We start from the raw sequence: 20,844 nt of genomic DNA, 5'->3' as shown, positions 1-20,844 counted from the left end.
ATCGCGCTCCGGACGCTCATCGGGAGAGTTGGTGGCCATCGGTTGACTCCTGTCTTCGGTACCGCAGTCATTCTCGCGCAACCGGGGTGCCGGCGCGCTCCGAGAAAATCTCTGGAAATACAAAAAGGACCCTTGGTCCCAGCATGTGTGCCGGGACCAAGGGTCCTCTCAAAAATAGTTCGGCGGCGTCCTACTCTCCCACAGGGTCCCCCCTGCAGTACCATCGGCGCTGTGAGGCTTAGCTTCCGGGTTCGGAATGTAACCGGGCGTTTCCCTCACGCTATGACCACCGAAACCCTTTCAGACATCCCTCAAGAGGGACATGTGAACAGGGCGGCGAACTAGCACACTCTTCAATTGATAAGTGAAACTGTTCAGCCAGCACAACTGTTCGTTGTCTGGGAACAACACAGTGGACGCGAGCAACTGAGGACAAGCCCTCGGCCTATTAGTACCGGTCACCTCCACACCTTACGGTGCTTCCAGATCCGGCCTATCAACCCAGTCGTCTACTGGGAGCCTTAACCCCTCAAAGGGGGTGGGAATACTCATCTCGAAGCAGGCTTCCCGCTTAGATGCTTTCAGCGGTTATCCTTTCCGAACGTAGCCAACCAGCCATGCCCTTGGCAGGACAACTGGCACACCAGAGGTTCGTCCGTCCCGGTCCTCTCGTACTAGGGACAGCCCTTCTCAATATTCCTACGCGCACAGAGGATAGGGACCGAACTGTCTCACGACGTTCTAAACCCAGCTCGCGTACCGCTTTAATGGGCGAACAGCCCAACCCTTGGGACCGACTCCAGCCCCAGGATGCGACGAGCCGACATCGAGGTGCCAAACCATCCCGTCGATATGGACTCTTGGGGAAGATCAGCCTGTTATCCCCGGGGTACCTTTTATCCGTTGAGCGACGGCGCTTCCACAAGCCACCGCCGGATCACTAGTCCCGACTTTCGTCCCTGCTCGACCCGTCGGTCTCACAGTCAAGCTCCCTTGTGCACTTACACTCAACACCTGATTACCAACCAGGCTGAGGGAACCTTTGGGCGCCTCCGTTACTCTTTGGGAGGCAACCGCCCCAGTTAAACTACCCATCAGACACTGTCCCTGATCCGGATCACGGACCCAGGTTAGACATCCAGCACGACCAGAGTGGTATTTCAACGACGACTCCACAACCACTGGCGTGGCCGCTTCAAAGTCTCCCACCTATCCTACACAAGCCGAACCGAACACCAATATCAAACTGTAGTAAAGGTCCCGGGGTCTTTCCGTCCTTCTGCGCGAAACGAGCATCTTTACTCGTAGTGCAATTTCACCGGGCCTATGGTTGAGACAGTCGAGAAGTCGTTACGCCATTCGTGCAGGTCGGAACTTACCCGACAAGGAATTTCGCTACCTTAGGATGGTTATAGTTACCACCGCCGTTTACTGGCGCTTAAGTTCTCAGCTTCGCCACACCGAAATGTGACTAACCGGTCCCCTTAACGTTCCAGCACCGGGCAGGCGTCAGTCCGTATACATCGCCTTACGGCTTCGCACGGACCTGTGTTTTTAGTAAACAGTCGCTTCTCGCTGGTCTCTGCGGCCACCCCCAGCTCATGGAGCAAGTCCAATCACCAGTGATGGCCCCCCTTCTCCCGAAGTTACGGGGGCATTTTGCCGAGTTCCTTAACCATAGTTCACCCGAACGCCTCGGTATTCTCTACCTGACCACCTGAGTCGGTTTAGGGTACGGGCCGCCATGAAACTCGCTAGAGGCTTTTCTCGACAGCATAGGATCATCCACTTCACCACAATCGGCTCGGCATCAGGTCTCAGCCTTGTGTGCGACGGATTTACCTACCGCACGGCCTACACCCTTACCCCGGGACTACCATCGCCCGGGCTGGACTACCTTCCTGCGTCACCCCATCGCTCACCTACTACCAGCTTGGGCCGGCGGCTCCACCACTTTCCATTCCCCGAAGGGTCCGGAACGGCTTCACGGCCTTAGCATCACTGGATTCGATGTCTTTCGCGTCACAGCGGGTACCGGAATATCAACCGGTTATCCATCGACTACGCCTGTCGGCCTCGCCTTAGGTCCCGACTTACCCTGGGCAGATCAGCTTGACCCAGGAACCCTTAGTCAATCGGCGCACACGTTTCTCACGTGTGTATCGCTACTCATGCCTGCATTCTCACTCGTGAACCGTCCACAACTACCTTCCGGTGCTGCTTCACCCGGCACACGACGCTCCCCTACCCATCACAGCCGCCGTTGGGCGTATTGCTGCAATGACACGACTTCGGCGGTACGCTTGAGCCCCGCTACATTGTCGGCGCGGAATCACTTGACCAGTGAGCTATTACGCACTCTTTCAAGGGTGGCTGCTTCTAAGCCAACCTCCTGGTTGTCTCTGCGACTCCACATCCTTTCCCACTTAGCGTACGCTTAGGGGCCTTAGTCGATGCTCTGGGCTGTTTCCCTCTCGACCATGGAGCTTATCCCCCACAGTCTCACTGCCGTGCTCTCACTTACCGGCATTCGGAGTTTGGCTAAGGTCAGTAACCCGGTAGGGCCCATCGCCTATCCAGTGCTCTACCTCCGGCAAGAAACACACGACGCTGCACCTAAATGCATTTCGGGGAGAACCAGCTATCACGGAGTTTGATTGGCCTTTCACCCCTAACCACAGGTCATCCCCCAGGTTTTCAACCCTGGTGGGTTCGGTCCTCCACGAAGTCTTACCTCCGCTTCAACCTGCCCATGGCTAGATCACTCCGCTTCGGGTCTTGAGCGCGCTACTAAATCGCCCTATTCGGACTCGCTTTCGCTACGGCTTCCCCACACGGGTTAACCTCGCAACACACCGCAAACTCGCAGGCTCATTCTTCAAAAGGCACGCAGTCACGACTGTATGTGCAAGCACATACAGCGACGCTCCCACGGCTTGTAGGCACACGGTTTCAGGTACTATTTCACTCCGCTCCCGCGGTACTTTTCACCATTCCCTCACGGTACTATCCGCTATCGGTCACCAGGGAATATTTAGGCTTAACGGGTGGTCCCGCCAGATTCACACAGGATTTCTCGGGCCCCGTGCTACTTGGGTGTCTCTCAAACGAGCCGCTAATGTTTCGACTACGGGGGTCTTACCCTCTACGCCGGACCTTTCGCATGTCCTTCGCCTACATCAACGGTTTCTTACTCGTCCCATCGCCGGCAGACGATGGAAGAGAGATCCCACAACCCCGTACACGCAACCCCTGCCGGGTCTCACACGTATACGGTTTGGCCTCATCCAGTTTCGCTCGCCACTACTCCCGGAATCACGGTTGTTTTCTCTTCCTGCGGGTACTGAGATGTTTCACTTCCCCGCGTTCCCTCCACACTGCCTATATATTCAGCAGCGGGTGACAGCCCATGACGACTGCCGGGTTTCCCCATTCGGAAACCCCCGGATCAAAGCCTGGTTGACGACTCCCCGGGGACTATCGTGGCCTCCCACGTCCTTCATCGGTTCCTGGTGCCAAGGCATCCACCGTGCGCCCTTAAAAACTTGGCCACAGATGCTCGCGTCCACTGTGCAGTTCTCAAACAACGACCAACCACCCATCACCCCGAACCAGCAGGTTCGAGTGCACTGGGGCCGGCACTGAAGGCGACCATACGGCCGTACCTTCAGACACCCAACAGCGTGCCCGACACCCTCGCCACTCGTGATCAGCTTTCCACGCTCCGAAGAGCAGTACTTACAGCCCGAGATGACTGACGGTGCCGAATAATCAACGTTCCACCCATGAGCAACCACCGTCGAACGTTTGCCGACGTAATGGCCCTGGACCACCAAACAACGTTTGGCGGCCTAGATGCTCCTTAGAAAGGAGGTGATCCAGCCGCACCTTCCGGTACGGCTACCTTGTTACGACTTCGTCCCAATCGCCAGTCCCACCTTCGACAGCTCCCTCCCACAAGGGGTTGGGCCACCGGCTTCGGGTGTTACCGACTTTCGTGACGTGACGGGCGGTGTGTACAAGGCCCGGGAACGTATTCACCGCAGCAATGCTGATCTGCGATTACTAGCAACTCCAACTTCATGGGGTCGAGTTGCAGACCCCAATCCGAACTGAGACCGACTTTTTGAGATTCGCTCCACCTTGCGGTATCGCAGCTCATTGTATCGGCCATTGTAGCACGTGTGCAGCCCAAGACATAAGGGGCATGATGACTTGACGTCGTCCCCACCTTCCTCCGAGTTGACCCCGGCGGTCTCCTGTGAGTCCCCATCACCCCGAAGGGCATGCTGGCAACACAGAACAAGGGTTGCGCTCGTTGCGGGACTTAACCCAACATCTCACGACACGAGCTGACGACAGCCATGCACCACCTGTACACCGACCACAAGGGGGCGCCCATCTCTGGACGTTTCCGGTGTATGTCAAGCCTTGGTAAGGTTCTTCGCGTTGCGTCGAATTAAGCCACATGCTCCGCTGCTTGTGCGGGCCCCCGTCAATTCCTTTGAGTTTTAGCCTTGCGGCCGTACTCCCCAGGCGGGGCACTTAATGCGTTAGCTGCGGCGCGGACAACGTGGAATGTTGCCCACACCTAGTGCCCACCGTTTACGGCGTGGACTACCAGGGTATCTAATCCTGTTCGCTCCCCACGCTTTCGCTCCTCAGCGTCAGTAATGGCCCAGAGATCCGCCTTCGCCACCGGTGTTCCTCCTGATATCTGCGCATTTCACCGCTACACCAGGAATTCCGATCTCCCCTACCACACTCTAGCTAGCCCGTATCGACTGCAGACTCGGGGTTAAGCCCCGAGCTTTCACAATCGACGTGACAAGCCGCCTACGAGCTCTTTACGCCCAATAATTCCGGACAACGCTTGCGCCCTACGTATTACCGCGGCTGCTGGCACGTAGTTAGCCGGCGCTTCTTCTGCAGGTACCGTCACTTTCGCTTCTTCCCTGCTGAAAGAGGTTTACAACCCGAAGGCCGTCATCCCTCACGCGGCGTCGCTGCATCAGGCTTTCGCCCATTGTGCAATATTCCCCACTGCTGCCTCCCGTAGGAGTCTGGGCCGTGTCTCAGTCCCAGTGTGGCCGGTCGCCCTCTCAGGCCGGCTACCCGTCGTCGCCTTGGTGAGCCATTACCTCACCAACAAGCTGATAGGCCGCGGGCTCATCCTTCACCGCCGGAGCTTTTAACCCCCATCCAGGAGAATGGGAGTGTTATCCGGTATTAGACCTCGTTTCCAAGGCTTGTCCCAGAGTGAAGGGCAGATTGCCCACGTGTTACTCACCCGTTCGCCACTAATCCACCCCGAAGGGCTTCATCGTTCGACTTGCATGTGTTAAGCACGCCGCCAGCGTTCGTCCTGAGCCAGGATCAAACTCTCCGTGAATGTTTCCCCGTAATCGGGGTGACACCACGAGAGCGGAACGGTCGGAGGAATAATCCGACCGTTCACAGCGTCCTCGCTGTGCGCCTGCCGACCCGAAGGCCTGCAGGACTTTTCAAAGGAACCTCGCCCCAGCAGATGCTGGAGACGGGGTATCAACATATCTGGCGTTGATTTTTGGCACGCTGTTGAGTTCTCAAGGAACGGACGCTTCCTTTGTACTCACCCTCTCGGGCTTTCCTCCGGGCGCTTCCCTTCGGTACTTCTTTGCAGTGTTACTGCGTGTTTCCAACTCTACCAGATCCGTTTTCCGTTCCGTTTCCGGTTCGGATTTCATTTCCGGTGGCCGTTGGAGGGCCTTTGCCTTTCGGCGTGTCCACCACATTAGCCGAACCTTCCGGCAACTCATAATCGAGATTTCGCGGGTTCGAATTTCGGCATGCGAGCACGCCGAAAAGACCCCGCCGAGGGAAGTCGTAATGAGTGGTTTGGCCGCTTCCGGGGGTTGGCTGAGCGCCAGATCCGGCTTCAGCGGCTCGGGCCACATTACGGATCCCGTAGGGGCGCGTCAAGTTGAGCGGCGGCGGGGCGTGTGGGCCCGATAAGGGCTCACCGTCGGGTCGTTGGCGATCCAGAAGCGCCAGGGGTGGACGCCACCCTCGCCGGACACTCCGGTTCGTGGGCCGTTGCGTACCTGGTCAGCGGGGACGGGGGTGCCGTGCAGGACTCTCAGTGGGGAGCCCGACCGGGCGCAGGCGTCGGTGCCGTCCAGGGAACGGTCCACGCCGAGGGCCGTGGCCATACGGGCCGGGCCTTTGGCCAGTTCCTTGTCGTGACGGGCCGATAGTCGACGCTTGCGGGCCAGTTCGGCGCCTTCGATGATCTCGCCGGCGCGGAGCAGCACGGCGCTCGCCCTGCCCTCCTCGCCGCAGACCAGGTTCATGCAGTGCCACATGCCGTACGTGAAGTAGACGTACACGTGTCCCGGGCGACCGAACATCACGCTGTTGCGGGCGGTTTGGCCTCTGTAGGCGTGGGACCCGGGATCGTTCGCGCCGTCGTAGGCCTCGACCTCGGTCAGGCGGAGCTCGATCGGTCCGTCCGGGGTGGATCGGACCAGCGTGCGTCCGAGGAGGTCGGGGGCGACGTCCAGTACAGGTCGGTCGAAGAACTCACGTGCGAGGGGCGTACGGTCAGGGGCCGCGATCATGCCCTCCGAGGGTAGTGGAGCGGGGCGGGACACGCGCTCGCGGAACCGGGCGCGGGTGTCCCGCGTTTGTAGTCAGCAGTATCAGCAGTGGTTCGCACACGGAGGAGATCGAGGCATGGGGTTCAAGCGGCTGTTGGCGAGTCTGGGCGCGGGCGGGGCGTCCGTGGAGACGGTGCTCACCGAGGTCAATGTCGTGCCCGGTGGTGTCGTTCAGGGTGAGGTGCGGATCCAGGGCGGGTCCGTCGACCAGGAGATCGAGGGGCTTTCGGTCGGTCTGCAGGCGCGGGTCGAGGTCGAGGGGAACGACCAGGAGACGAAGCAGGACATCGAGTTCACCAAGGTGCGGCTCGGGGGTGCGTTCGAGCTGAAGGCGCAGGCCGTGCACGCCGTTCCGTTCGGGCTCGAGATCCCCTGGGAGACGCCCGTCACGATGATCGACGGGCAGCAGCTGCGTGGCATGAACATCGGGGTGACGACCGAGCTGGAGATCGCCCGGGCCATCGACTCGGGTGACCTCGACCCGATCAATGTGCACCCCCTGCCGTCCCAGCAGGCGCTTCTCGACGCGTTCATCCGCATCGGCTTCCGGTTCAAGAGCGCGGACATGGAGCGCGGCCACATCCGGGGGACGCGGCAGAAGCTGCCGTTCTACCAGGAGATCGAGTTCCACCCGCCGCAGCAGTACCGGGGGCTCAACCAGGTGGAGCTGAGCTTCGTGGCCGACGACCGGGAGATGGACGTCGTACTGGAGATGGACAAGAAGCCGGGGCTGTTCAGCGAGGGCAGCGACACGTTCCGGTCGTTCGTCGTCGGGCACCAGGACTTCCAGGGCACGGACTGGGCCGCGTATCTGCACCAGTGGCTGTCCGAGGTCGGCAGCAAGAGGAACTGGTTCTAGGGTTTCAGGAGCAGGGTCGACAGGCCCTGTGGGACCAGTGTTTCCGTAGATCCAGGAGGTGTCGTTGTGACCGAGCAGCCCCAGAGGGCTTCGCTTCCTCATGACTTTCATCCGCAGGTGCCGTCGTTCACCGTCGTGAGCCAGGACTTCGAGCCGGGCGGGACGCTGGACGACGCGCAGGTGTACGCGGCCGGGAACACCTCGCCGCACCTGCGCTGGGAGGGCTTCCCGGCGGAGACCAAGAGCTTCGCCGTGTCGTGCTTCGACCCGGACGCGCCGACCGGCAGCGGGTTCTGGCACTGGAGCGTGTTCGACATCCCGGCCTCGGTGACCGAACTGCCGGTGGGTGCCGGCAGCGGCAAGTTCGAGGGGCTTCCCGAGGGCGCCGTGCAGGTGCGCAACGACTATGGGACGAAGGAATTCGGGGGCGCCGCGCCGCCTCCCGGGGACCCCGCCCACCGTTATGTGTTCACCGTGTACGCGGTCGACCAGGAGAAGCTCGGCCCGGACTCCGATGCCACGCCGGCCTTCGTCGGGTTCAACCTGCGGTTCCACACGATCGCCCGGGCCCAGGTCATCGCCGAGTACGGGGCGCCCGCCGAGGGCTGAGCCAAACCCCGCGTTCATGGAACGTTTGCCCGCCCCTGGTCATGGAATTGATCAGGGGCGGGCATTTTTATGCCTGGGGCTACAGATATTGCGTTGTCCATCTCGGCGTGCACGGCCAGAGTTGACGCACGGACGCCGAGGGGTGATCCGGTGCGTATGTGTACGGGAGGTGGGCAGGGTGCGGGACACACTGGTGCTGAACGCGAGCTTCGAGCCGCTCTCCACGGTGACGCTCAATCGAGCCGTCGTGTTGGTGCTGCAGGACAAGGCCGTGGTTGAGCAGGTCCACCCCGAGCTGCGCATGCGTGGTGCCGCGATCGATATCCCGGTGCCCCGGGTGATCAGGCTGTGCCGGTATGTCCGGGTGCCGTTCCGAAGACGCGCGCCGTGGTCCAGGCGGGGCGTGCTCGTACGGGATCAGCACCGGTGCGCGTACTGCGGCAAGCGGGCGACGACCGTCGACCACGTGGTGCCGCGGTCGCACGGCGGTGCTGATTCGTGGTTGAACACGGTGGCGTCCTGCGCCGCCGACAATCACCGCAAGGCGAACCGGACGCCCGAGCAGGCGGGGATGCCGCTGCTGCGGCAGCCGTTCGAGCCGACTCCCGCCGATGCGATGCTGCTGTCGCTCGGTGCGGGCGGCCGGGTCGGGCTGCCGGACTGGCTTGCGCAGACCGCCGCGTAGGGACATGACGCGAGGGCCCGCCGACCGTGACGGTCGGCGGGCCCTCGCGCGATCCGAAGCGCTAGTCGATCGGCGGCTGCTCGCGGCGCGGCTGGGGCGGCGTCGGCATCACCGGCGGCGTCTTCGCGTCGCTGCCACCGCCCGGCATGGAGCCGCCGAAGTTGCCGAACGCGCCCGAGAGGCCCTTGAGGGCGTCGCCGATCTCGCTGGGGACGATCCAGAGCTTGTTGGCGTCGCCCTCGGCGATCTTCGGGAGCATCTGCAGGTACTGGTACGAGAGCAGCTTCTGGTCCGGGTCTCCGGCGTGGATGGACTCGAAGACCGTACGGATGGCCTGGGCCTCGCCCTCCGCGCGCAGGGCCGCGGCCTTGGCCTCACCCTCGGCCCTGAGGATCGCGGACTGCTTCTCACCTTCGGCGGTGAGGATCTGGGACTGGCGGATGCCTTCGGCGGTGAGGATCGCGGCGCGCTTGTCACGGTCGGCGCGCATCTGCTTCTCCATCGAGTCCTGGATGGAGGTGGGCGGCTCGATCGCCTTCAGCTCGACGCGGTTGACGCGGATGCCCCACTTGCCGGTGGCCTCGTCGAGGACGCCGCGCAGCGCCGCGTTGATCTCCTCGCGGGAGGTCAGGGTCCGCTCCAGGTCCATGCCACCGATGATGTTTCGCAGGGTGGTGACCGTCAGCTGCTCGATGGCCTGGATGTAGCTGGCGACCTCGTACGTGGCCGCCCTCGCGTCCGTCACCTGGTAGTAGATGACCGTGTCGATGTTGACGACCAGGTTGTCCTGGGTGATCACCGGTTGCGGCGGGAACGGCACGACCTGCTCGCGGAGGTCGATGCGGTTGCGGATCGAGTCGATGAACGGGACGACGATGTTCAGGCCCGCGTTCAGCGTGCGTGTGTAGCGGCCGAAGCGCTCGACGATGGCGGCGCTGGCCTGCGGGATGACCTGGATGGTCTTGATCAGCGCGATGAAGACCAACACCACCAGAATGATCAGGACGATGATGATCGCTGACATCGAGTCTCCCGTGCCCCTCGTACCGTTCGTACCGTCGTGGTTCCGGCGCCCTCGCGCCGGAAGATCATGAGGTCTTGCGCAGTCGAGTGTGTCAGAACTGCCCACGTGGCGGGGCTGGTTCGGATCACCTGTCGGTTCACATGACGATCGCGGTGGCGCCTTCGATGTCGATCACGTCGACCTGCCGGCCCGGCTCGAACGTCGCGTCGGCGTCGAGGGAGCGGGCGGACCAGATCTCGCCGCCCAGCTTGATCCGGCCGCCCTCCTGTCCGTCGACGCGCTCGACGACGACGGCCTGTTTGCCCTTCAAGGCGTCCACGCCGGTGGCCAGTTGGGGCGGTTCCGCGCGCTGGCGCCTGGCGATGGGGCGTACGACCACGATGAGGGCGCACGACACGGCGGCGAAGACCACCACCTGGAGGACGGCACCGCCGCCGAGGCCCGCCGTGACGGCGCCCGCCACGGCGCCGACGGCCAGCATGCCCAGCTCGGGCATGGCGGTGAGGACGAGCGGGATTCCCAGTGCGGCCGCCCCGATCAGCCACCACACCCATGCGTCGATGTCTGCCACAGGGCCATGGTAGATCCGCAACTCCCGCGCGGACAGGGGCCGTCCGGCCTGCGCGGGAGCGCGAAGGATCAGCTGAGGGGCAGGCCGGTGGCGGTCCAGCGGCCGTTGCTCTCCTCGACGACCAGCGGGAGGCCGAAGCACTTGGAGAGGTTGCGGGAGGTGAGCTCGAGCTCGATCGGGCCCGCGGCGAGGATCCGGCCCTGGCGGATCATCAGGACGTGCGTGAAGCCGGGGGCGATCTCCTCGACGTGGTGCGTCACCATGATCATCGAGGGGGCGATCGGGTCGCGGGCGAGGCGGCCGAGGCGGCGCACCAGGTCCTCACGGCCGCCGAGGTCGAGGCCCGCCGCGGGCTCGTCGAGGAGCAGCAGCTCGGGGTCGGTCATCAGGGCGCGGGCGATCAGCGTGCGCTTGCGCTCCCCTTCGGAGAGCGTCCCGAACTTACGGTCCAGGTACTCGCTCATGCCGAGCCGGTCGAGGAACGCGCGGGCGCGCCGCTCGTCCATCTCCTCGTACTCCTCCTGCCAGCCGGCCGTCATGCCGTACGCGGCGGTGAGCACGGTCTGCAGGACGGTCTGCCGCTTGGGCAGCTTGTCGGCGAGCGCGATGCCCGCGACGCCGATGCGCGGGCGCAGCTCGAAGACGTCCGTGCCGGGCTTGCCGAGGGTCTCACCGAGGATCGTGGCGGTGCCGCTGCTCGGGTAGAGGTAGCTCGAGGCGACGTTCAGGAGGGTGGTCTTGCCCGCGCCGTTGGGTCCGAGGATGACCCAGCGCTCCCCCTCCTTCACCGACCAGGAGACCTGGTCCACCAGAGCCCGGCCCTCGCGGACCACGGATACGTCCTCCAGCTCCAGTACATCGCTCATGAGCGCGTTGTCTCCCATTGCAGTCTCGGTCTGTTCGCCGCGTCCGTCATGCCTTCGCATAGTTCCTGCTCGGCACGGCCCCCAGGGAAAACCTACGCCACCGCCCCCGCGGTCCATTCCATCGGTCGGGCTTTTGGCAGCTTTGCGGGCTTCTAAGGTGGGTCGCATGCTCACTGAACCACGCTCCGGACGCCTGGCGGCCTGGGGAAATGCCCTTCTTGGTGGATTTGTCGCGCCCGACGACGCGGCGCTCGCGATTGTCGGCGAGGACACATCGCACCGTGTGGCGGGGCTGCCGGGCGAGGACGGGCCCGTCGGTCTGACGCTGGCGCTCGGCCGGCTGCGGGCGCTCGGCGTCGGCGGCCTGCGCGTGGCGCTGCCCGCGCCGGGCCATCCGCTGGGGCTCAGCGGGCCGCCGGAGTTCAACGCGCGGGCTCTGGAGGCCGAGGAGGCGGTGGTCTGTCACGGCGCCGCGCTCGGGCTCGTTCCCGAGGTGGACGAGGTCGGTCCCGAGGGCGATGTGCACGTCTCGGTGATGTGGCACTGCCTGCCGGTGCGGGAGGCGCCGCCGGCGGATGTGCCCTCGCTCGGCGAGGCGGAGCGGGAGCTGGCGGAGGCGCTGCGGGACGCGACCGAGGTGCTGACGCGGCTCGACGTGGCCGGGTCGGGGCCGGTGTCCGAGGCCGCGGTGGACGCGTACCGGGCACGGGCGGAGCGGGGGCGCGAGGCGCTGGCTCCGGGGTATCCGGGGCGGGCGGTGCGGGTGCTCGAGCTGGCGCAGCGGGTGGGGCTGCTGGTCTCCGTGGCGTACGAGAGCGGGCACGGGGGCGCGGTCAGCGCGTCGGAGATGGGGGCGCGGGCGCTCGCGCTGCGCCCGGTGGAGCGGACGGCCCGGCGCGCGCAGGTGGCCGCGTACAACGCGTTCGTGGAGGAGCGGGAGCGGGGCTGAGCACGGGGCCGGGAACGAGGGAAGGCCCCCACGGACCGGGTCCGTGGGGGCCTTCCTGTGCCTCGGGGGCAGCGAACCTCAGTTGTTCGCCGCGGTGTTGCCGAACGCCGGGTTCAGCAGGCCGATGACGTTGACGGAGTTGCCGTCGACGTTGACCGGGACGTGAACCGGAACGCCCACGTTGTTGCCCGAGCCGACGCCCGGGGAGTTCGCGGCCACGCCGTCGGCGTTCGAGTCGGCGAAGGCGGCACCGGCGGAGGCACCCGCGGCGATGCCGGCGACAGCGACGGCCACGGCGGCCTTCTTGGCGATGTTCATGAGAAGCGTTCCTCCAGATATTGCGGTCCGACCCCAGCCGCGGGGTCGCACGCTGAGAAACGCGCGGGGCGCGTGGGGGACACGGGGTGAACGTTCGATCCGCCCGATTGGATCAATAGGCCGACGAATCGACCAGCCGCGCTATCGAACAGGAGAGCCGCCCCGAAAAAGCGGACCGGCCCCACGGGGGACTCCCCGGGGGCCGGTCAACCCTGAGCACGCGTCAGCCGTTGTAGCCGTCGTTCGCGAACGCCGGGTTGAGGGCGCCGATCACCGAGACGGTGTTGCCCACGGCGTTCACCGGGATGTGGACCGGGGCCTGGACCAGGTTGCCCGAGCCGACGCCCGGGGACTTCACGGCGTGGCCGTGGGCCTGCGCACCGTCGGTGGCGGAGGCGAGGCCCGCACCGGCGGCGACAAGGCCGCCGGCCACGAGGGTGACGGCCGCGGCCTTCTTCAGGTTCTTCACTTCTGGATCCTCCTCAGCGGACGCCGCGACTTGACCGTCGCGGCACGCATTGGAGAACGCGCCACCGCCGGAAGGGATACGCCGTCCGAGGGACATCTACACGACGGTATGAATTCCAGAACGGAGTGCGACGCTCCGTGTTGCCGCCGCGTCCGTGCGCCCGCGTGTACCTCTCGGCCCGCGACGCCGTGTCTCACCGTGTCTCAGCCCGCGACGCCGTGCCGCACGGCCCACAAGGCGGCCTGCGTGCGGTCCGACAGGTCGAGCTTCATCAGGATGTTCGAGACATGGGTCTTCACCGTCTTCTCGGAGAGGACGAGGGCGCGGGCGATCTCCCGGTTCGAGCGGCCGTCGGCGATCAGGCCGAGCACCTCGCGCTCGCGCTCCGTGAGGGAACCGCCCCTCCCCTGCCCGCTGTTGGTCTCCTCCTGGGCCAACAGGGCGCCCGCGACCTCGGGTTGCAACAGGATGTGGCCCGCGTGGACGGAACGGATGGCGCCGGCCAGGGCATCGGGGTCCACGTCCTTGTAGACGTAACCCGCGGCCCCCGCGCGCAGGGCGGGGACGACGGTGCGCTGCTCGGTGAAGCTGGTGACGATCAACACCTTGGCGGGGTTGTCGAGTTCGCGGAGCCGACGCAGGGCGTCGACTCCGTCCATCACCGGCATCTTGACGTCCATCAGGACGACGTCGGGCTTCAACTCCTCTGCGCGGGCGACCCCTTCGGCGCCGTCCGCCGCCTCGCCGACGACCTCGATGTCGCCCTGCACCTCCAGGAAGGTGCGCAGGCCCCGGCGGACGACCTGGTGATCGTCGACCAGCAGTACCTTGATCGGGTCAGCCACCGGGGACCTCCATCTCGATCGTGGTGCCCTTGCCGGGCTCCGATTCCACTGTGAGTCTGCCGCCGACCCCGCCGGACCGGTCGCGCATGGAGACGAGGCCCAGATGGCGGCCCGCGCTGCGGATCGCCTTCGGGTCGAAGCCCGCCCCGTCGTCGGTGACGCGCAGCACGGCGCCCTGGCCGCGCTTGTCGAGTGCGACCCGGACCTTCTCGGCTCCGGAGTGGCGCAGCGCGTTGTGCAGGGCCTCTTGGGCGACGCGCAGCATCGCCTCCTCCTGGGCGGCGGGCAGCGCCTTTATGCCGCTGGTGGTGAAGGTGAGGTGCGCCGCGTGGGCGCGGTCGAGCACCTGGATCTGGGTGCGCAGGGTGGCGACCAGGCCGTCCTCGTCGAGCGCGGCGGGGCGCAACTCGACCACGGCGGCGCGCAGTTCGTCCGCGGCCTCCGCCGCGAGCTCCGCGACGTGGCCCAACTCCCCCTTGGCGCGCTCCGGGTCACGGTCCATCAGGGTCGCCGCGGCCTGTGCGGTGAGGCGCAGCGAGAAGAGCTTCTGGCTCACCGCGTCGTGCAGCTCGTGGGCGATCCGGGAGCGCTCCTCGGCGATGGTGAGCTCGCGGCTGCGCTCGTAGAGGCGGGCGTTCGTGAGCGCGATGGCCGCGTGCTGGGCGAGGATCCCGAGCAGTTCCTCGTCGTCCTGCGTGAAGCCGCAACCGCCTTGTGGTTTCGGGCAGTTCTTGTTGGCGAGAAAGAGGGCGCCGATCGTCTCCTCGCCGTCCTTGATGGGCAGGCCGAGGAAGTCGGACATGTCCGGGTGGGCGGAGGGCCAGCCCTCGAACCGGGGGTCCTTGCGGACGTCGGCGAGGCGCTCGGTCTTCGCTTCGCGCAGCATCGCGGCGAGGATGCCGTGCTGGCGCGGCAGCGGGCCGATGGCCCTCCACTGCTCCTCGCTGACGCCGTCGACGACGAACTGGGCGAAGCCCCCGTGGTCGTCCGGCACTCCGAGCGCCGCGTACTCGGCGTCGAGCAGCTCGCGGGCCGAGGCGACGATCGTCTTGAGGACGTCGCGCACCTCGAGATGCCTGCTCATGGCGAGGAGCGCGGCGCTCACCGCGGCCAAGCCTGTACGTGGACCCTGACTCATGAGCTCACCGTACCGGCGGGGTGTGACAGCCGGATCGGACCGAGGGAGCGCTCCGCCTAGGTCGGTCGGCGTAGGGCGAAGGGCCCTGCGTTGTTGCTGCTCGCGTACGAGGTGCCGAGGGCCGCCGCGTTCCTACGTTGAGGACACGACGCACAACGGATGACGTACGCAAGGGGACGGTGTCATGACGGTAGCGATCATCACGGGGGCTTCGCGGGGGTTCGGCAGGGCGCTCGCGACCGCCCTGGCCGAGCGGGGCTGGGATCTGGTCCTGGACGCGCGCTCCGCCCGGCCGCTGGAGGACGTGGCGGAGCGGCTGCGCAAGCACGGTGGGGCGGTGACGGCCGTGCCGGGCGATGTCGCGGACGGCGGGCACCGGGTGGAGCTGATCGCCGCGGCACGGGAGCTGGGCGGGCTCGATCTGCTGGTGAACAACGCGAGCGTGCTGGGCGCGGAGCCCCTGGTGCCGCTCGACCGTCACTCGCTGGACGACTACAGGTCGGCGTTCGAGGTCAATGTGGTGGCGCCGCTCGGGCTGCTCCAGGAGGCGCTGCCACTGCTGCGCGAGGCGCCGGCCGGGACGGTGATCAGCATGAGTTCGGACGCGGCCACGGAGGCGTACCCCACCTGGGGCGGCTACGGGTCGACGAAGGCGGCCCTCGACCAGCTCGTGGCGGTGCTCGGGGTGGAGGAGCCCGGGCTGCGCGTGTGGGCGGTCGATCCGGGCGGGATGCGGACGGACATGCTGGCGGCGGCCGAGCCGGACGAGGATCTGAGCGAGGTGCCGCGCCCCGAGGACGTGGTCCCCGCCTTCCTGAGCCTCCTGGACCGGCGCCCCGCGAGCGGGCGCTACTCGGCCCCGTCCCTCCTGGAGGCGTGATGGCGCTCGCGCTGCGGGTGCCCGAGGAGCTGTCCGCGCGGGTACCGGCCGAGCAGCGGGGGCCCGGCCGGGACAGATCGTCCGTACGCCTTCTGGTGTCGCGCGGCACCGATGCCACCCATCACCGCTTCCCCGAGCTGCCGTCCGTGCTGCGAGCCGGGGATCTGCTCGTCGTCAATACGTCTCCTACGTTGGCGGCCGCCGTCGACGGAGCGGTGGGGCACGCGCGCGTAGTCGTGCATTTCTCGACGCGCGGCGACGACGGGCGCTGGGCGGTCGAGCTGCGGGACCCGGACGACCGGGGCACGACGGGGCCGCGCGCCGGAGGGCCCGCGGGGTCCGTGGTCGCGCTCCCCGGCGGCGTACGCCTCACCTATGAGGAGCCGCTGGCGGCCGGGAGCGAGCGGCTGTGGTGGGTGCGGGCGACCGGGGACGTGCCCGCGCTGCTCGGCCGGCGCGGGCGGCCCATCCGCTACTCCTACACGGAGCGGGATCAGCCGCTGGCCGCCTACCAGACGGTGTTCGCGCTGCCGTACGCCGCCGGGGCGGGCAGCGCGGAGATGCCGAGTGCCGCGCGGCCCTTCACGGAGTCGATCGTGTCGCGGCTCGTGAGCCGGGGTGTGCAGTTCGCGCCGATCACGCTGCATACGGGGGTGGCGTCCGCCGAGTCGCACGAGCCTCCCTATGCGGAGCGTTTCGAGGTGCCCGAGGCGTCGGCCCGCCTGATCAACGCCGCGCGGGCCGCGGGGCAGAACGTGATCGCCGTCGGGACCACCGCCGTGCGGGCCGTCGAGTCCGCCGTCGACGGCGACGGGGTCGTACGGGCGGCGCGTGGCTGGACGGAGCTCGTCGTGACGCCCGGGCGCGGGGTGCGGGTGGTGGACGGGCTGCTGACGGGGCTGCACGAGCCGGAGGCCTCCCACCTTCTGATGCTGGAGGCGGTGGCGGGGCGGGCCGCGGTGGACCGTGCGTACGAGGAGGCGCTGAGGGGCCGCTACCTGTGGCACGAGTTCGGCGACGTGCACCTCATCCTGCCGGAGGAGAGGCCTCACACTGTGCGTTGCAGTGGCAACCGCGAGTGAGTTCGGGAGGGGGCGCGTGTGACGCCGCGCATAGGGCCCACGTCACGTACGAAGGCCCGTAGTGGATGAGTAAGGGACTTTGGTCCGTTGCTGGACTGGGGCAGGAAGTCGGACATTGGCTTCTTGCCCCTTTTTGCGCCTCCCCGGCCCACTACCCGGGGTCGTAGGTCACACCTTTGCCTCGGCATTTTGCGGCCGCTAAGAATGTCCCTCGTTGTTCGGCGCCGCGGGGTCCTACCCGCGGCGTTCGTGTCCTAAACACGACCGTCCGGTCCCCCGGCCCGCGAGCGACTTCCGTTCTTAGAGAGGTCCCCATCTCATGTCCAAGCACGCCAACGCCGGCCATAGTCAGCTGACCCGCACCCACAAGTTCTCGCTCGCCGGTGTCGCCGCTCTCGGCGCCGCCGCCCTCGCGGTGACGCTGGTGCCGGGTCACGACACGCAGGCCTCGGCGAAGGACGAGACGGTCGCCGCCGCCCCGGTCGCGTTCACCACCGACGCCGGTGCGAAGCAGATCAAGGACGTGCACGCCAGCGTCACCGACCAGCAGGCCGCCGCCAGCGAGAAGGCCAAGCAGGCCGAGGCGAAGCTGAAGGCCCAGAAGGAGGCCGCGGCGAAGAAGAAGGCCGAGGCCGAGCGGAAGGCCCAGGCCGAGGCCAAGGCGAAGGCCGAGGCGCAGGCGAAGAAGGAGCGCGAGGCCAAGCAGGCCGCCGCGCGTGCCGCCGCCCGCAAGCCGGTCTACGCCAACAACCTGGACGGCTGGATCAAGGAATCCCTCGCGATCATGAAGCAGAAGGGCATTCCGGGTTCGTACGACGGCCTGCACCGCAACATCATGCGTGAGTCCGGCGGCAACCCGAACGCCGTCAACGGCACCGACATCAACGCCGTGAACGGCACGCCGTCCAAGGGCCTGCTGCAGGTCATCCAGCCGACCTTCGACGCCTACCACGTCGACGGCACCGCGAACAGCCTGACCGACCCGGTCGCCAACATCGTGGCCGCGGCCAACTACGCGGCCGACAAGTACGGCTCCATCGACAACGTGGACAGCGCGTACTGATTCCTGTAGTCGGGACCTCCAGGTCCGGCACACGCTGAACCCCCACGACACGAAGGGCGGCACCCACAGGGTGCCGCCCTTCGTGTGTCCCTACGGACTCTCCTACTTGCGCATGACCTCGGGCTCGTGCCGGCGCAGCAGGCGCGCGACGGCGAAGCCGCAGACGACGGCGAGCACGATCAGGACCGTGAGGTTGATGCCCCACTGGGTGACCGAGTGCTCCCACAGCGGGTCGAAGTCGGTCGGGTTCTTCGGGTCCCACGGCGGCATCAGCTTGCTGAGGTCCAGGGTGGCGCCCGCGGCGCCCACCGCCCAGCGGGACGGCATCAGCCAGGCGAACTGCTCGAGGCCCACGGTGCCGTAGATCTGGAAGAGCACACCGGTGAACACGACCTGGACGATCGCGAACATGACCAGCAGCGGCATCGTCTTCTCGGACGTCTTCACCAGCGCGGAGATCACCAGGCCGAACATCATCGACGCGAAGCCGAGGGCGATGATCGAGATGCACAGCTCGGCGGCCGGCGGCAGCACGAGGCCTTCCTTCGGCAGTTCGCGCGGAATGAAGCCGATGGCGCAGATGATGACGCCCTGGAACGCCGTGATCACGCCGAGGACGATGACCTTGGACATCAGGTACGCGGAGCGGGACAGGCCGGTGGCCCGTTCCCGCTCATAGATGACCCGCTCCTTGATCAGCTCGCGGACCGAGTTGGCCGCCGCCGAGAAGCACATGCCGACCGCGATGATCAGCATGATCGTGCCGGCGTCCCCGTTGAACTTGGCCGGTGGCTTGGGCGGGCCCAGGCCGAAGTCGGCCGGGATGACCACCGAGACGAGGCCGAGGACCGCGGGCAGGATCACCATCAGTCCGAGGAAGCCCCGGTCGGAGGCGATCACCGACACATAGCGGCGGATCAGCGTGAACAGCTGGGAGCCCCAGGGCTGCGTCTTGGGCGGCTTGATCGCGGAGGGTGGCGCCACCGGGTCCGACTGCGCGGCGACGGCGTCGATGTCGGCCGCGTACATCTGGTAGTGCTGCGAGCCCTTCCAGCGGCCCGCCCAGTCGTAGTCGCGGTAGTTCTCGAACGCCGAGAACACGTCGGCCCACGTCTTGTAGCCGAAGAAGTTGAGCGCCTCCTCCGGCGGGCCGAAGTAGGCGACTGCGCCGCCGGGCCCCATCACGAGCAGCTTGTCGCAGAGCGCCAGCTCGGCCACCGAGTGGGTGACCACGAGGACCGTGCGCCCGTCGTCGGAGAGTCCGCGAAGCAGCTGCATGACATCGCGGTCCATGCCCGGGTCGAGGCCGGAGGTCGGCTCGTCCAGGAAGATCAGCGACGGCTTGGTCAGCAGCTCCAGGGCCACCGACACGCGCTTGCGCTGGCCACCGGAGAGGGAGGTGACCTTCTTCTCCTTGTGGATGTCCAGCTTGAGCTCGCGCAGCACCTCGTCGATGCGCTGCTGGCGCTCCTGCTCGCTGGTGTCCGCGGGGAAGCGCAGCTTGGCGGCGTACTTGAGCGCCTTCTTGACGGTCAGCTCCTTGTGCAGGATGTCGTCCTGCGGGACCAGACCGATGCGCTGGCGCAGCTCGGCGAACTGCTTGTAGAGGTTCCGGTTGTCGTAGAGGACGTCGCCCTTGTCGGCGGGGCGGTAGCCCGTGAGCGCCTTCAGGAGCGTCGACTTGCCGGAGCCCGAGGGGCCGATGACCGCGATCAGCGACTTCTCCGGGACGCCGAAGGAGACGTCCTTGAGGATCTGCTTGCCGCCGTCGACGGTGACCGTCAGATGGCGCGCGGAGAAGGAGACGTCACCGGTGTCGACGAACTCCTCGAGCCGGTCGCCGACCAGGCGGAACGTGGAGTGTCCTACGCCCACGATGTCGCTCGGACCGAGGAGGGTCGTGCCGCCCTTGGGGATCGGCTGGCCGTTCACGTACGTGCCGTTGTGCGAGCCGAGGTCGTGGATCTCGAAGCGGCCGTCGGGCGACGCGTGGAACTCGGCGTGCAACCGCGAGACCTGGAGGTCGGAGACGACCAGCTCGTTCTCCAGGGAGCGGCCGATGCGCATGACGCGGCCGAGCGCCAGCTGGTGGAACGTGGTGGGGCTGCGGTCGCCGTACACGGGTGGGGCCCCCGCGACCCCGCCGGCGCCCTGCTGCTGCGGCACCCACTGTGCCTGCGGCGGCTGTTGCTGCCGTGGCGCCTCGCGCTGCTGGGGCGCCTGTTGGGACCAGCTCGGCTGCTGCTGGTACTGCTGTGGTGGCGGCTGCTGCGCGAGGCCCGCGGCCTGCTGCTGCGCCTGGTGCGGCGTGGCCACGGCGGCGGCGCGGGCGCTGCCCTGCGCGGTCAGGCAGGGGCCGTCGGTGGAGTTGCCCAGGTGCACGGACGAGCCGGGGCCGATCTCCATCTGGTGGATCCGGTGCCCCTGCACGAAGGTGCCGTTGGTCGAGCCGTGGTCCTCGATGACCCAACTGCGGCCGCCCCAGCTGATCGTGGCGTGACGCCAGGACACCCGGGCGTCGTCGAGCACGATGTCACCCTGCGGATCACGTCCGAGGGTGTACGGCCTGGACGCGTCGAGCGTCCAGGTCCTGCCATTCAATTCCAGTACGAGATCAGGCACTCCATGCCCCACTGAGTTGTCCCCCGAGTATTTCCCCCGACATGGGGAGTCTAGGGATGTCGAACATCGTGAGGAACTATTTCAGGAAGCCCTCCGTGACCGAAAGGCGGGCCTTGCGCGGAGCCCGTTCGTACCTCCCGCACACCCCTTGGCACGCGCCCCGTTGACGGTACGGATGCGGCCCCGGAGAGTGGTAGGCGCCCACAACTCCCGACGGATCATGCGC

General features: G+C 66.4%; 15 protein-coding genes, 3 rRNA genes and 1 pseudogene. 7 read left to right on the top strand and 12 right to left on the bottom strand.

Features of this window, described 5'->3' with window-relative positions:
• Positions 1 to 177: 177 nt before the first annotated feature.
• The 4 genes from rrf to ACOKM3_RS31500 all read right to left on the bottom strand — a co-directional run bounded on the left by rrf (position 178) and on the right by ACOKM3_RS31500 (position 6,599).
• Positions 178 to 294: ribosomal RNA gene (gene rrf / locus ACOKM3_RS31515) — 5S ribosomal RNA — on the bottom strand.
• Between the two features lie 134 nt (positions 295 to 428).
• Positions 429 to 3,551 (bottom strand): 23S ribosomal RNA (locus ACOKM3_RS31510).
• A 315-nt stretch (positions 3,552 to 3,866) separates the two neighbouring features.
• Positions 3,867 to 5,392, bottom strand: a 16S ribosomal RNA gene (locus ACOKM3_RS31505).
• Together the 16S, 23S and 5S rRNA genes form the textbook arrangement of a ribosomal RNA operon.
• Positions 5,393 to 5,957: 565 nt before the next feature.
• Entirely contained in the window at positions 5,958 to 6,599 is a 642-nt protein-coding gene (locus tag ACOKM3_RS31500) for a DNA-3-methyladenine glycosylase (RefSeq protein ID WP_426904500.1), read from the bottom strand.
• Positions 6,600 to 6,714: 115 nt separating this feature from the next.
• Here ACOKM3_RS31500 and ACOKM3_RS31495 point away from each other — a divergent pair, with 115 nt between their 5' ends.
• The 3 genes from ACOKM3_RS31495 (at position 6,715) to ACOKM3_RS31485 (ending at position 8,791) form a co-directional block, all read left to right on the top strand.
• Positions 6,715 to 7,497, top strand: coding sequence for a sporulation protein (locus ACOKM3_RS31495; RefSeq protein ID WP_426904498.1), 783 nt, complete (start codon positions 6,715 to 6,717; stop codon positions 7,495 to 7,497).
• Positions 7,498 to 7,563: 66 nt separating this feature from the next.
• Complete coding sequence (locus tag ACOKM3_RS31490) at positions 7,564 to 8,106, top strand: YbhB/YbcL family Raf kinase inhibitor-like protein (RefSeq protein WP_426904496.1); 543 nt, start codon at positions 7,564 to 7,566, stop codon at positions 8,104 to 8,106.
• 178 nt (positions 8,107 to 8,284) lie between these two features.
• Positions 8,285 to 8,791, top strand: a complete 507-nt coding sequence (locus ACOKM3_RS31485; protein ID WP_426904494.1) for an HNH endonuclease — start codon at positions 8,285 to 8,287, stop codon at positions 8,789 to 8,791.
• A 61-nt stretch (positions 8,792 to 8,852) separates the two neighbouring features.
• Here the strand turns inward: ACOKM3_RS31485 and ACOKM3_RS31480 are convergent, their stop codons facing one another.
• The 3 genes and pseudogenes from ACOKM3_RS31480 to ACOKM3_RS31470 form a co-directional block, all read right to left on the bottom strand.
• Positions 8,853 to 9,815 (bottom strand): SPFH domain-containing protein, encoded by a 963-nt coding sequence (locus ACOKM3_RS31480; protein ID WP_426904492.1) that lies wholly within the window; start codon positions 9,813 to 9,815, stop codon positions 8,853 to 8,855.
• A gap of 136 nt (positions 9,816 to 9,951) precedes the next feature.
• Positions 9,952 to 10,386: an NfeD family protein gene (locus tag ACOKM3_RS31475; protein ID WP_426904490.1), complete on the bottom strand. Its 435-nt coding sequence runs from the start codon at positions 10,384 to 10,386 to the stop codon at positions 9,952 to 9,954.
• Between the two features lie 335 nt (positions 10,387 to 10,721).
• Positions 10,722 to 11,252 (bottom strand): annotated as a pseudogene (locus ACOKM3_RS31470) (ABC transporter ATP-binding protein); the annotation flags it as partial.
• A 166-nt stretch (positions 11,253 to 11,418) separates the two neighbouring features.
• Between ACOKM3_RS31470 and ACOKM3_RS31465 the strand changes: the two are divergent.
• Positions 11,419 to 12,201, top strand: coding sequence for a hypothetical protein (locus tag ACOKM3_RS31465; protein WP_426904488.1), 783 nt, complete (start codon positions 11,419 to 11,421; stop codon positions 12,199 to 12,201).
• A gap of 78 nt (positions 12,202 to 12,279) precedes the next feature.
• Here ACOKM3_RS31465 and ACOKM3_RS31460 read toward each other — a convergent pair whose 3' ends face one another.
• The 4 genes from ACOKM3_RS31460 to ACOKM3_RS31445 all read right to left on the bottom strand — a co-directional run bounded on the left by ACOKM3_RS31460 (position 12,280) and on the right by ACOKM3_RS31445 (position 14,971).
• Positions 12,280 to 12,519, bottom strand: a complete 240-nt coding sequence (locus ACOKM3_RS31460) for a chaplin (RefSeq protein WP_385766661.1) — start codon at positions 12,517 to 12,519, stop codon at positions 12,280 to 12,282.
• A gap of 223 nt (positions 12,520 to 12,742) precedes the next feature.
• Complete coding sequence (locus ACOKM3_RS31455; RefSeq protein WP_426904486.1) at positions 12,743 to 12,988, bottom strand: chaplin; 246 nt, start codon at positions 12,986 to 12,988, stop codon at positions 12,743 to 12,745.
• A gap of 203 nt (positions 12,989 to 13,191) precedes the next feature.
• On the bottom strand, positions 13,192 to 13,833 hold the full coding sequence (locus tag ACOKM3_RS31450; RefSeq protein WP_426904484.1) for a response regulator: 642 nt from the start codon (positions 13,831 to 13,833) through the stop codon (positions 13,192 to 13,194).
• Positions 13,826 to 14,971 carry a GAF domain-containing sensor histidine kinase gene (locus ACOKM3_RS31445; protein WP_426904482.1) on the bottom strand — a complete coding sequence of 382 codons (1,146 nt, stop codon included), beginning with the start codon at positions 14,969 to 14,971 and terminating at the stop codon, positions 13,826 to 13,828. Before ACOKM3_RS31445 ends, ACOKM3_RS31450 begins: the two co-directional genes overlap by 8 nt.
• A 184-nt stretch (positions 14,972 to 15,155) precedes the next feature.
• Here ACOKM3_RS31445 and ACOKM3_RS31440 point away from each other — a divergent pair, with 184 nt between their 5' ends.
• The 3 genes from ACOKM3_RS31440 to ACOKM3_RS31430 all read left to right on the top strand — a co-directional run bounded on the left by ACOKM3_RS31440 (position 15,156) and on the right by ACOKM3_RS31430 (position 17,996).
• A complete protein-coding gene (locus ACOKM3_RS31440; protein ID WP_426904480.1) occupies positions 15,156 to 15,851 on the top strand; it encodes an SDR family NAD(P)-dependent oxidoreductase in 696 nt (231 codons plus the stop codon).
• Positions 15,851 to 16,933: an S-adenosylmethionine:tRNA ribosyltransferase-isomerase gene (locus ACOKM3_RS31435; RefSeq protein ID WP_426904478.1), complete on the top strand. Its 1,083-nt coding sequence runs from the start codon at positions 15,851 to 15,853 to the stop codon at positions 16,931 to 16,933. Before ACOKM3_RS31440 ends, ACOKM3_RS31435 begins: the two co-directional genes overlap by 1 nt.
• A gap of 319 nt (positions 16,934 to 17,252) precedes the next feature.
• Positions 17,253 to 17,996, top strand: a complete 744-nt coding sequence (locus ACOKM3_RS31430; protein ID WP_426904476.1) for a transglycosylase SLT domain-containing protein — start codon at positions 17,253 to 17,255, stop codon at positions 17,994 to 17,996.
• Positions 17,997 to 18,098: 102 nt separating this feature from the next.
• Here ACOKM3_RS31430 and ACOKM3_RS31425 read toward each other — a convergent pair whose 3' ends face one another.
• Positions 18,099 to 20,630, bottom strand: a complete 2,532-nt coding sequence (locus ACOKM3_RS31425; RefSeq protein ID WP_426904474.1) for an ABC transporter ATP-binding protein/permease — start codon at positions 20,628 to 20,630, stop codon at positions 18,099 to 18,101.
• Positions 20,631 to 20,844 lie beyond the last annotated feature (214 nt).

The organism is Streptomyces nidicola (assembly GCF_050106155.1).
Lineage (GTDB): Bacteria > Actinomycetota > Actinomycetes > Streptomycetales > Streptomycetaceae > Streptomyces.
The sequence above is the reverse complement of the archived record's forward strand: the minus strand, read 5'-3'. Positions and strand labels throughout refer to the sequence as shown.